The organism is Rhizobium sp. UGM030330-04 (assembly GCF_003208455.1).
GTDB lineage: Bacteria > Pseudomonadota > Alphaproteobacteria > Rhizobiales > Rhizobiaceae > Agrobacterium > Agrobacterium rhizogenes_A.
This window is the reverse complement of the sequence record NZ_QKML01000023.1, coordinates 1-11737: the sequence shown is the minus strand read 5'-3', so window position 1 is coordinate 11737 and position 11737 is coordinate 1. Positions and strand designations below refer to the sequence as shown.

Annotated in this window: 11 protein-coding genes and 1 pseudogene; 1 reads left to right on the top strand and 11 read right to left on the bottom strand. The window is 58.4% G+C overall.

Features of this window, described 5'->3' with window-relative positions:
* Nucleotides 1–179: 179 nt before the first annotated feature.
* The 9 genes from N434_RS24230 to N434_RS24190 all read right to left on the bottom strand — a co-directional run bounded on the left by N434_RS24230 (nucleotide 180) and on the right by N434_RS24190 (nucleotide 9575).
* Entirely contained in the window at nucleotides 180–1529 is a 1350-nt protein-coding gene (locus N434_RS24230) for a sensor histidine kinase (RefSeq protein ID WP_110760635.1), read from the bottom strand.
* Nucleotide 1530: 1 nt separating this feature from the next.
* Nucleotides 1531–2205 (bottom strand): response regulator transcription factor, encoded by a 675-nt coding sequence (locus N434_RS24225; RefSeq protein WP_110760634.1) that lies wholly within the window; start codon nucleotides 2203–2205, stop codon nucleotides 1531–1533.
* A gap of 198 nt (nucleotides 2206–2403) precedes the next feature.
* Entirely contained in the window at nucleotides 2404–2688 is a 285-nt protein-coding gene (locus N434_RS24220; RefSeq protein ID WP_110760633.1) for a YMGG-like glycine zipper-containing protein, read from the bottom strand.
* Nucleotides 2689–2937: 249 nt separating this feature from the next.
* Entirely contained in the window at nucleotides 2938–3987 is a 1050-nt protein-coding gene (locus tag N434_RS24215) for an ABC transporter ATP-binding protein (protein WP_065116698.1), read from the bottom strand.
* A 33-nt stretch (nucleotides 3988–4020) separates the two neighbouring features.
* The gene (locus N434_RS24210) at nucleotides 4021–5217 is read right to left on the bottom strand and encodes an ADP-ribosylglycohydrolase family protein (protein WP_110760632.1); all 1197 of its coding nucleotides are present in this window, start codon (nucleotides 5215–5217) and stop codon (nucleotides 4021–4023) included.
* Entirely contained in the window at nucleotides 5214–6635 is a 1422-nt protein-coding gene (locus N434_RS24205) for an extracellular solute-binding protein (RefSeq protein ID WP_110760631.1), read from the bottom strand. Before N434_RS24205 ends, N434_RS24210 begins: the two co-directional genes overlap by 4 nt.
* Nucleotides 6636–6666: 31 nt before the next feature.
* Nucleotides 6667–7569 carry a carbohydrate ABC transporter permease gene (locus tag N434_RS24200; protein ID WP_065116701.1) on the bottom strand — a complete coding sequence of 301 codons (903 nt, stop codon included), beginning with the start codon at nucleotides 7567–7569 and terminating at the stop codon, nucleotides 6667–6669.
* Entirely contained in the window at nucleotides 7569–8516 is a 948-nt protein-coding gene (locus N434_RS24195) for an ABC transporter permease (RefSeq protein WP_110760630.1), read from the bottom strand. The genes N434_RS24200 and N434_RS24195 overlap by 1 nt, the downstream gene beginning before the upstream one ends.
* Nucleotides 8517–8531: 15 nt before the next feature.
* Nucleotides 8532–9575, bottom strand: a complete 1044-nt coding sequence (locus N434_RS24190; protein WP_110760629.1) for a LacI family DNA-binding transcriptional regulator — start codon at nucleotides 9573–9575, stop codon at nucleotides 8532–8534.
* Between the two features lie 132 nt (nucleotides 9576–9707).
* On the opposite strand from N434_RS24190, the gene N434_RS24185 reads away from it, so the two are divergent.
* Complete coding sequence (locus tag N434_RS24185) at nucleotides 9708–10610, top strand: ribokinase (protein WP_110760654.1); 903 nt, start codon at nucleotides 9708–9710, stop codon at nucleotides 10608–10610.
* 212 nt (nucleotides 10611–10822) lie between these two features.
* On the opposite strand, the gene N434_RS24180 is transcribed toward N434_RS24185, so the two are convergent.
* Both N434_RS24180 and N434_RS24175 read right to left on the bottom strand, forming a co-directional pair.
* Nucleotides 10823–11353, bottom strand: coding sequence for a hypothetical protein (locus N434_RS24180; protein ID WP_146227711.1), 531 nt, complete (start codon nucleotides 11351–11353; stop codon nucleotides 10823–10825).
* A gap of 141 nt (nucleotides 11354–11494) precedes the next feature.
* Nucleotides 11495–11737, bottom strand: a pseudogene (locus N434_RS24175) (contractile injection system protein, VgrG/Pvc8 family); the annotation flags it as partial.

The window sequence follows — 11737 nt, the reverse complement described above, 5'->3', positions numbered from 1 at the left end:
GGAACCGTCGTCGCGCCTATCCGTTTGGCACGCGCTGTAAAATCAACCGATCGGCAAAGAGTGTTTGCAATGTGGATGGCGTGCCAGAGATTGCCCGCCAGACATCAAGCCATCACGGCTATGCTCAGCCAACACCGAAGGATGAAGATGCCTTGACCCGTTGGCGCAGACCGCGGGCCCTACCACTGCTGGAAAACGCGCTTCTCGCGCCAGCGTACGGCAAATGTGCTGCCCTTGCCTGGAGCGGACGAAAGCTCAACGTAGCCGCCGTGACGGGTGACGATCTCGTTGACCATGCTGAGCCCCAGGCCCGCACCTGAGCCGTGAGGGCTGACCCGGTAGAACGGTTCGAATATGCGCGACTGCTTGTCGCCGGCAATTCCGCAGCCCTGATCGGCGACAGTCACGCTGCCGTCAGCCTCAATACTGATCGATATCTGTCCTCGTCCGCCTCCATACTGGACTGCATTACGGACCAGATTGACGAATGCACGCTCCAGAGCTTCGGCATCGCCGGGAACGAACAGGTTTTCCGCATCGCTATCGAACGAAATCTCATAACCTTCGGCGATCGCGAGGGGAGCAAGGTCGGCGACCACCTTCGACACAACGCTGTTGAGATCGACAGGTGCATTCTGCTGGGGCTTCTGCCGGTACTTTTCGGTGTCGAGAAGCTGGTTTGCGATCGCTGTAAGTCGCTTGATGGCCGTCTGCAGGTGTGTCTTGTCCGCACCTGGTGAAAGCGTATCAATTCTCACCTGCAGGACAGCAATCGGCGTTCGAAGTTCATGAGCCGCGTTGACGAAGAAGCGCTCCGTCGCCTCGAAGCCGCTATCGAGACGACGCAGCGCCCTGTTGATGTCGCGCACCAGACGAAGCACCTCAGTGGGCAAGCCCCGCTCTTCCACCAGGGCGCCACGTGTGTCGAGATCGATCCTGTCGAGACGCCTGGTCAGGTCGCTGAAGGACCGCAAAGCCCAGCGTGTGACAAACGGGACGCCAATCAGGGAAATGGCGACGAGGATCAGCGCCGGTACGCCGATGGCAAGGTTCCCCAACAGCACGGTCACACCATATTGGGACATCGAAACACCGCCGGCAAAAATCGTTGCCTCACCGGCCTCTGTGTCGAAACGCTCCATGCGGGCGACACTCAGCGGATCGTTCAGGTCACCATGGAGTTCGACACTTCTGAACGCGCGCAGGAATGGCATGTTGTCGGCAATTTTCCCGGGAGGCGCGCCGTGTGCAAGGACGATATCTTTTCCAAGGTCTGCCACGAACCACAGGTCAGGCGCTTCCTCCATAATCTCTTTAAGCTCGGCCGTCGGAACCAGATGGGGTCGGCCATTCGGCTCGAGACGAACCGAGTCTGCGATTTCCTGAGACAGCCAGATGGACGTGATCGCCACATCGGGCTTGAGGCCAGAAAGGAGATAGAAAACCAGGCTGAGCGAGGCGATGACCGCGCAGAGCTGCAGGACAATAAAACCAAAAGTGAATCGCCAGCGAAGGGATGTACTGGTCATCCTATTTCTGCTCATGAAGGTAGTAGCCTATGCCACGAATGTTCTTGATAACAATGTCGGCCTCCGCTTCGACAAGCTTCCGGCGCAGGCGAGACATATTGGATTCCAGTGAGTTCGACTGGATTTCGTCGTCAAAGGAATAGACCTGCCCCTCAAGGGACGAGCGCAACACGGTACGACCACGGTTTCTCAAAAGAGTTTCGATGATGAGCAGTTCCCTGCGGGTGAGCGCAAGCCTGATGCCGTTGACATGCACATCGCATGAAACCCGATCATAGGTGACGTTTCCTGCCGACAGGACGAATGGGCCGGCTGTCGGCACCCGCCTCAGCACAGCGCTCATTCTGGCAATCAGCTCGGGAATTTCGAACGGCTTCGGCAAATAGTCATCGGCGCCGTCATTGAGGCCGGAAATTCGCTCGTCGGTCGACCTCAGAGCGGAGATGATGATCGATCGCGTATTTGAACCCGTGCGGTGCAAATCGGCGAGGAAGGTACTGCCATCGCCATCCGGCAGTTGCCGGTCGATAAGGACAATATCGTAATCCGCCATGGCGATTGCTTCCCGCGCCATCGCCAGATCTCCAACAGCGTCCAGCACGATGCCATGCTGCGAGAGGGCCGTCCTCAAGGCATCCGTCATTTCCGGATCGTCTTCGATAAGCAGAAGTTTCATAGTGGCCTGATCGTGCAAGTCCCGGACAGCTGTTCTCAAGAATTCTAACAGCAAATTTATATGTATGTTTCAGATAAACTCGACTGCCATGACCGACTGGCCGCCAAGTCAATCGGCGGTCCAGATGCCCGGCACCGGGGAACCGAAACCTGCTGAGTATCCAGCCGGCTTTTAGTCCCCGTCGCCAAGGTCAGCTCCTTATCGGCAGCGGCCGTAGTTATCGCGATATCTGCAACCGTAATCGCGCCGGTCCCGATTTTCCCAGTGATCGCGACGGTTCCTGTCGTTTCGTTCACTGATGTTCCCAATCACGGCCCCTCCAGCACCTCCCGCGGCGGCTCCCACTGCAGCACCTTGCCACGTGCCGCTTGCCAGCCCGCCGATGATTGCGCCACTGGCCGCACCAATACCGGCGCCCTTTTCCGTCTGGCTGCAAGCCGTCAGCGTCAAACAAACGAATATGCCTGAAATGATCTTTTTCATGTCTGTCCTTTCGATCCCTCGCCGCTACGGTCGCCCGTCGACCGTTGAGACGCACCAAGGTGCAGACGTATGGACACCGAAAATTACGTGGAAGTTACGCAGAACCGTCGGCATCGATCACCTCTGACAACGCGGGCCGAGTGACCGTCCATGCGGATCAGGCGCTTCGGTTCTGACGCCACACTCTTCCCTTTCGTCCGGTCCCCGTGGCTGATCGCCGCGCCACGGGACCCCCTTCTGCGAAAGAGCTTACCGCAGCCGCTCGCCCGTCGCCGCGTCGAACAACAGCACCTTTTCGGCATCCACTTCGAGTTTGACGGCCGCGCCTGCCTTCACCAGCGGACCGCCCTGCACGACGACGTTCAGGTCGTGGCCTCCGAGCCTCACGACCAGCTCCTGGTTTTCACCGGTGGGCTCCACCAGCGAAACGACGCCGTCCATGCCCGTATCCGACAGCCGGATATGCTGGGGACGGATGCCGTAAACGATCTTCGTTTTCTTCGCGAAAGATTTCGGCAGTGGAATGATATCCCCGCCTTCCGTCACGCCGTGATTGCCGGAGGCTTCAAGCTCCAGCAGATTGATTTCAGGCGATCCGATGAAGCCGGCGACGAAGACATTGGCGGGGTCGTTATAAAGGTCGAGCGGAGGCCCGGACTGCTCGATCCTGCCGCTGTTGAGAACCACGATCTTGTCCGCCATGGTCATGGCCTCCGTCTGGTCATGTGTGACGTAAACGGTGGTCTTGCCCAGGCGCTGATGAAGCTTTTTGATTTCACTGCGCATTTTCACACGCAGCTTGGCATCGAGGTTCGACAGCGGCTCGTCGAAAAGAAACGCCCGCGGCGCTCTCACAATCGCCCGCCCCATCGCCACGCGTTGCCGCTGGCCGCCGGAAAGTTCGCGTGGATACCGGTCCAGAAGCTTTTCAAGACCGAGAATCTGGGCCGCATTCTGGACACGGGTGCGGATTTCCTCTTTCGAAACACCGGCAAGCTTCAGCGAGAAGCTCATATTTTCCGCAACCTTCATGTGCGGATAAAGAGCGTAGCTCTGGAACACCATCGCTATGTCACGCTCTTTCGCGCGCATGTCGTTGACGATCTTTCCACCGATTTTGATCTCGCCGGAACTGATGTCTTCCAGACCGGCGATCATGCGGAGCAACGTGGATTTGCCACACCCGGAAGGCCCGACCAGAACCACGAATTCTCCATCTTCCATTTCAAGCGAAATGTTCGACAGCACCGGAACGCTTCCGTAGCTCTTTCCCACATTTCTCAATTCGATCTGCGACATTTCTGCCTCCCTAACAATGCCCTCGTGCGGGCATCAAGCAACTTTCCCGACTGAGAATATGCCCAGCCGCTCGCGCATATCGGCCTTGGCCTCATCGAGCTTGCGGTCCGCCCCCTGAATTTCGAGTACGGTTTCACAAAAGGCGTCGGCCTCGGCAAACAGGTCGAGCCTGTTGGTCACATCCAGAAGCGACGCATCGGCCTGATCGATGACGGTCGCGCCATGCATGGCGCCAAGGATTGCCCCTGCCATGACACCGATGGAATCCGTGTCGCGACCGGAATTGATGCCGTCATGGATCGCCTTGTAAAAATCACCGTCATTGACGATGGCGAAGCCGAGCGCGAGCGGCAGTTCCTCAATGGCGTTGATGCGGGAAGGACGGTAGGCCTCGCTTGGCACACCCGCCTTCTTGATGGAATGGACGACATCGTCTCCCATCGGCGAATATTGGGCGATGATCGCATGGAAGGTTTCGACCACTTTTGCATGTTCGGCGCCGCGCAGCCCATGCGCGGCGTCAACGACTTCGGCAATGGCTTTCTTCGTACCGTCCTTGGCAAGGGCGAGCGCCTCATCGACAACACCCTCAATGGTGATATTCGGGATGAAGGCCGCCGCAATGGCTGCCGCCAGCACGCCTGCCGCCTCAAGTCCGAAACTCTGCTGGTGGCCGGAGGCAAAAGCGATGGCTTCGTCATAGGCCGCTTTGGGATCGCAGGCATTCACCATGCCGACAGGCGCGATGTACATCGCCGCGCCGCAATTGACCATGTTGCCGATACCGCCTTCCCGCGGGTCGCAATTGCTCAGCTGATGGCGCTGGAAAATCCACTTCTCGGGGTAGAAGAGACGCTCGATCAACAGCGTCTCCCGCTGAAGCTCCGGCACCCACCGCGGTTTCCAGGCAATTTCGCGAACCATGCCCTCGGCCATGTCCCACGCATCGATGTGGCGCTTCACCTCGTTGTAGACCGACATCAGGCAAAGGGTCATCAAGGTATCGTCCGTGACGATGCCGTTGCCCCTCACTCGCCAGTTGCGCGCAATGCCGCTTTCAGACATCCGGTGCCACTCGGTGTTCATGGAGGTGACCCGGCCATAACGCTGGCGAATCTGCTCCACGGAGAGCTTTTCAACGGGAGCCCCGATGGCGTCGCCATAAGCAACGCCAAAGAGTGCCGCACGAATTCTCCCCTTCAGGGAAAGAGCTTCGATGGTGTTTTTCATTTCAATACGGTCCTCGCATATTCAGTCAATCGGTCACCGCCGGCGGCTTTCCATTCGGAGACGAACTGCTCCCACTGGTCGATTTTTGCCTGGCCGGAGATGAACTTGTATGCCCACGCCTTGTAGACGTTCTGGGCGGAATCGAGCTCGGCGGCGTATTCAGCCGGCCAGATGAACGCGTTGTTGGGTTTGTAGCCCTGAGAAACATTGGCCAGAAACTGGCTGGCAGCCTCGCTTCTCAGCCCTTCAGGCGCCTTCCAGTTCGATGCGGCAACAAAGCGAACGTACCAGGTGGCCATCCTGGCCGTTGGCTTCACGGTCGCGCCATCATTGGTATATTGCTCGCCCTCGAAACCCAGGCGTTCTATGGCCTGTCCTTCGGGACTGGCGACAAAATCCAGAAATTTGACCACCTCGTCCTTGTGCTCGGACATGGCGGAGATTGCAAAACCGCGAGGCTCCTTGGAAACATCGACGGCTGCGAGGCCCTGACCAGCCGGCCCTTCCGGCGGGGGCAGCAACACCAGCGAGGGGTTGTCGCCCGGGTTTGCCTGCCGCATCTTGCCGCCATACACATCAACATTTTCCGCCGATGACGAGAAAACGACGCCAACCCGGCCCGAATAGAATTTATCTTCCTTCGTGTCCCACTTGGTCGTGACATATTCGGGATCCAGCAGCCCCTGCTCGCGAAGGGAAGCGTAGAAAGCGATCTTCGCCTTTTGCTGGCTGGAAATCACGTAGGATATCCAGTTGCCGGCCTCGTCTTTCGTCCAGCTCGCGCTGACGCCGAACGCCTGGTTGAAAATGGAATCTGCCTCTTCCATGCTGCCCGGAACCGTCAGCCCGTAGGTGTGGTCGCTGCCCACGCCGCCGAAGTTGCCGTCCTTGATCGCCTTGAAGAGCTTCGTGTAATCCTCGATCGTCTGCGGCACCGGCAGACCGGTCTTGCTCAGCCAGTCCGCCCGCATGACGGGCTGCGAAACGCGCGGCGGAAACGCATAGAGAAGGTAGGGATAGTTCTGCAGCCGGGCGACATTGTGAGGATAAAGAGCATCCTTCAGATAGGTCGTCTTCGGCAGCCAATTGTTCCAGTCTTCGAGAATGCCCTGTTCGGACATCGTCGTATCCCCGCCCTGAAAATAGATGAGGTCAGGAATATCGCCGGACAGAAGCATGGCGCCGAGCTTGTCCGCATATCCGGATGCCGGCAGGTTGACGATCTCGATCTTGAGGTCGGTTCCCCTGGCTTTCAGCGCCTCTTCGTATTTCCGCATCAGCTTGACGTCATCGGGATTGGTGTTGAGCAAATCCTTGGCGACGATGCGGATGGTGACCGGCTCGGCCAGAGCCGGCAGCGCAACGCCGCTCAACAATGCCGCCACGCTGGCAGTCCAGATGAGATTTCGTTTCAGCATAGCTTTCTCCTCCTTGTATGCTTGACGGATTTCAGCCCTTCAGCGCACCGCTCATGGTGCCCTTGGTGAAAAATTTCAGGATCAGCGGATAGACGGCCAGAATCGGGACGATGGTCAGCAGGATCATTCCAGCACTCAGCGCCCGAATGTTGATCTGGCTTGCGCCGGTGTAGTTGACGGAGTTTTCCAGCCCGACCATGGCGATCTTGTCGCCCTCGACGACAAACTGGCGAAGTACGACCTGAAGCGGCCATTTCGATTGGTCGTTGAGATAGATCATCGGCCGGAAGAAGTCGTTCCAGTGAAACACGAAATAGAACAGCGCGATGGTGGCCAGAGCGGACTTCGAGACGGGCAGCGCGATGTGCCAGAACGTCTGGAACGCATTGGCACCGTCAAGTTCCGCTGCTTCCAGTATCTCGCTCGGAACCTCCTCGAAAAACCGGATCAGGATGATCAGGTACCAGGCGTTGACCACCTTGAAGAGGATGACGGACCAGTAGCTGTCGATGAGCCCGAGCCGCTTGTTGAGAAAGTAGTCCGGAATGATGCCCGGGTCGAAAACGATGGTGACGAGCACGAACACGAGGATCACCCGCCGCCCCGGCAACCCGGGACGCGACAGCGCCCAGGCCATCAGCGCGGTGAAACAGACCCCAAGCGCCGTGCTGGTGAGGGTGATGAAGATGGAATTCATCACCCCGCGCTGCACGGACGGATTGGTGATCAGAAGCTGCCAGACCTCAAGCGAAAAACCGTTCGGAACGATGGTGAGACCGCTCATCCCCGCCACTTTGGACGGATCGGAAAGCGACACGGCCAAAAGATTGAGCAATGGCTGAACCATCACGATAGCAAGCAGAAACAGGGTTGAAAGAATGATTGCATATTCGGCCCGCTCAAGCGGTGTCCTGCGAATCCTGTTGGCAGCCATCACCAGACTCCCTTGCCGGTCAGTTTTTTGGAAAGAAGATGCGCGCCCGTGATCAGCAACATCCCGAGAGCGGCCTTGAACAGGCCGGCGGCCGTGGCCAGGGAATATTGTCCCGTCTGCAGGCCGATCCGGTAGACATAGGTATCGAGGATATCGATATGGCTGCGGACGATGTCGTTGGTGAAGTTGATGACCTGGTTGAGATCGGCATTGAGGAACATGCCGGCATTCAGGATGAACAGTGTCGCGATGGTGGGAACAATACCCGGAATCGTCACATAGAGGATTTTCTGCCAGCGGTTGGCGCCATCGATCTCGGCGGCCTGATAAAGCTCCTGATCGATGGCCATGATGGCGGCAAGATAGAGAAGGCTGTCCCACCCGGCCGAACGCCAGATTTCCGAAAAGACCAGCACCCAGCGGATTGTCCCATTCTCCGTCATGAAGGAGACCGGCTGTATCCCGAAGAAGCCGGTCACTTCATTGACCGCGCCCGTGCTTGGAGAAAGAACCGCAATGAAAATGCCCGCGATGACCACCCAGGACAGGAAATGCGGCAGATAGATCGCCGACTGCAGGAACTTGCGCGTTCCCGTGCCCCGCACCTCGTTCAGCAGCAATGCGACGAGGATCGGCACCGGAAAGACGAACACGATCTTCATGGCCGAGATGATCAGCGTATTGGCAAGCACCTGCCAGAAGATCGGAGAGGAGAACAGCAGTTCAAAATGCTTCAACCCGACCCAGATATTCGGCGGAATGATGCGCAGCTGCTCGAAGGCGATCTTCGCTTCCCAGATCGGCATGTAATGGAAGATGAAGAAGAAGATCAGCGCCGGCGCCATCATGGCATAATAGGGCCACCATTCGCGGATCGATTTTCCTCTTTTTTTGGGAACGTTCCCAAATTTAACGCCAACGGATGGCGATACCACTCCCTGGTTCATTGCAGAATTACCTCCCTACGCCACCCGGCCGACTTTTGCAGCCGAAAGGTTGGCCACCGATCCCCGCTCCACGACGCGGCACGGCACATAAATACGATGATGATCCGAACGGCCAGCCATTTCCTCAAACAGGCTGATGACCGCGGTCGACCCGATCTGCCGTCCGTCCTTTTCAATCGTGGTCAAACCAGGCCAGGAAAAGGCACCGGACGGAATTCCGTCAAAGCCGAGAATGGAGACGTCATCCGGGCAGGAAAGGCCAGCTTCCCGAACCGCCAGAATTGCGCCTAAAGCCATGAGATCATTAGCGCAAAAGACAGAAAGCGGCTTGCCTTTATCGGCCGCGGCCAGAAGCTTGTGCATCGCCAGCCTGCCGCCATCGACGGTATAGTCGCTATCTTCCGTCCTCAATACCGATGGATCCATGTCCAGTTCGACACAATGATCATGAACCGCCCTCAGGAACCGGGCGCGCGCCAGGCGAGACTTGGGGCCGAGGATCAGGGCCGGGTTCCTGTGGCCATGGGCCAGCAATATATCCATGCCGAGGCGTACACCCTGGGCTATGTCGGAACCAACGCTTGACGTATCGGGGAAGCGCTCCGCGCTCGAACCGATCAGCACGAAGGGCATTCCAAAGCGATCAAGGTCGTCGAGATTGTCGGCCACAGGGTTGATGATCGCACCATCGACACGCGCCTGTCGCAGCGCCCGAAAATGCGAAGCTTCCTTTGCCGCGTCCCAGTCGGACGAGAACACCAGCAGCGACACACCCTCCTGAGCCGCACGATCCTGCGCGCCACGCGCGACTTCAGCCCAGAACGGGTTGGTAATATCGGGGATGACCAGCCCGAGCAGACCGCTCCGGCCGGAACGCATGCCCACGGCGAGATGATTGCGCTCGTAACCCGTGGCCAGAACCGCCGCGCGAACCCGCTCGGCCGCCTCGTCAGAAATGTTCGGTGAGCCGGCGAGAACGCGGGCGACCGTGCTTTTCGACACGCCCGCCTTTTTCGCGACATCAACGATGGTCGCTCTCCGGCCCGCTTCATTTCCCAATTTAAATCCTCCCACACGGCAAAGACGACACTTCACCGATTGACGTGGGAACGTTACCACGACAAAATGCGGGAGACAATAGCAATTTTGAAGTGGCTTGGCCGCATCCCCGAACAGGAGAGAATGACGTTCATGATTACGGTGCTGGGTTCAATCAATATCGACCTTGTGGCGCGGACGCAGCGCCTGCCCCGGCCGGGAGAAACCGTCGCCGGCGAAGCCTTTGCCGTCGAAGCGGGAGGGAAAGGCGCAAACCAGGCGCTGGCGGCGCGGCGTGCGGGTGTGGATGTCCGGCTTGTCGGGGCCGTCGGTCAGGATCCTTTCGCGGACATGGCGCTCGCATTGCTGGATGAAGCGGGGGTCGATCTCTGGAACGTAAGACGCCTGCAAACGCCAACCGGCACGGCGCTGATCAGCGTCACCGGCGATGGCGAAAACGCGATCATCGTGGTTCCCGGCGCCAATGGCGAACTTGCCGGCACCGATGTGGACACGGCAATCGCCGCGATGCAGGAGGGCGACGTATTGATGCTGCAGCTGGAAATACCGGTGCCGGTGGTGGAGCGCGCGCTTGTTCTGTCCCGTCAGAAGGGCGTGACCACCATTCTCAACCTGGCGCCCGCCTTGCCAGAAGCTTCAGCCCTTGCAGCGCTTGCCGACATCGTCATCGCAAATGAAACGGAGTTTCAGCTCCTCGTCGGCGGCGATCCACTGGCCCTGGAAGACCTTGATGCAAAGCTGAAAGATCTGCACGGAATATCCGGACAGAGCTTTATCGTGACGATGGGCGCAGAAGGCGTTACCGCCATTCATGAAGGGCAGATCCACCGGACCAAAGGGCTGACGATAACGCCGGTCGACACCGTCGGGGCGGGAGATACCTTCTGCGGTTATCTGGCCGCATCAATCGCCGCCCGCCTGCCCTTCCCCGACGCGCTCCACCGGGCGGCGGCTGCCGGATCGCTCGCCTGCACCCGGCCGGGCGCGCAGAAGGCGATCCCGACGGGTTTCGAAGTCCAGTCAGCCATTGGCTAGAGCATGCGGCAGGAAGGAAGGGCGGTACCCGTCCTCGTCTTGACGTAGCTCTTCGTGGCGCGGCCATCTGGTCGTGTCCGACCTTGCCGTTGACGATGGTCGGAGCGACGGCTGTCTCGTGCGAACGTTGAGTGAGTTTGCCGTCCTCGCTCGGGTGTGCACGGCGACTTACTTCGCTTTGAAAGCAATCGAACCACGGACCTGCTCTCGTATTAGGCCAGCAGGCCATCATTCGTTATTTCGATCAAGTTCTCTTTTTGGAAAGTCTCGTGACCCGGCTTGAACAGCACCAATTGGGGCCAAGTAAAGCCGGTACTCTTGCTCACGAAAATGGGTGGTTTTCCTTTTGGACTGTACTCGATCACGAAGCCCGCCAATTCCAGTCCAAGCGAGGGCATTATCACGCTATTGTGGTTCCAGAAAACTGACCCTGCCGCTCTTCCGAGTGCTGAATAGACGCGTTTCGGATCGTCCCGGAATATCGAGACGTCTTGGAACCGGACGTCAATTATGTCGGACTGCCCGATGGAGAGAAAGGTCAGAACTCCTTCTTGAAATGAGCAGAGTGGGGCGTCGCGATCACGAAATTCATTAATTGCCGAACCGCCGTTAGGTAATGTTTCCTCGGTCGTTTCATCGATAGGTCCCATCACATTCTCAAACTCGGCAACTTGGGCCTGTGTCATGCCGAATTCGAGCGGCCCCAGACCTTTATGAGGGTTGACGGTCCAAATTTCAGTCACAGTGTGTTTCCTTGTGTTCTTTACCTTCTGGGCGAAATTTCATCTCTGCATCTCCTGATGCGATGCGGCGTCGACACAGGCACGCCTAGCGCAGTACACCCGTTCCGCAGGTGACTTGCTGGAGCGGGCGAGCATATATTCGGCCTCTTCAATGCGCGAGGTGGACGAGGTGGACGAGCCGAACACACGGTCATGATCCGCCTCGATCGACTGGGTTCTGAGTTTCTGCGCCCGCTCGGCCTCTTCAACCGTGCTGATCCGGGCCGGATATTCATAAAGCTCGCGCTTCGTCGCATCCGGCATCTGCACCAGCGACGGCGTCATCGTGCCCGGCACCATGCCCGGCGTCTCGAAGTTCCAGTCCGCGCCCGCCCGCTGGCCCGA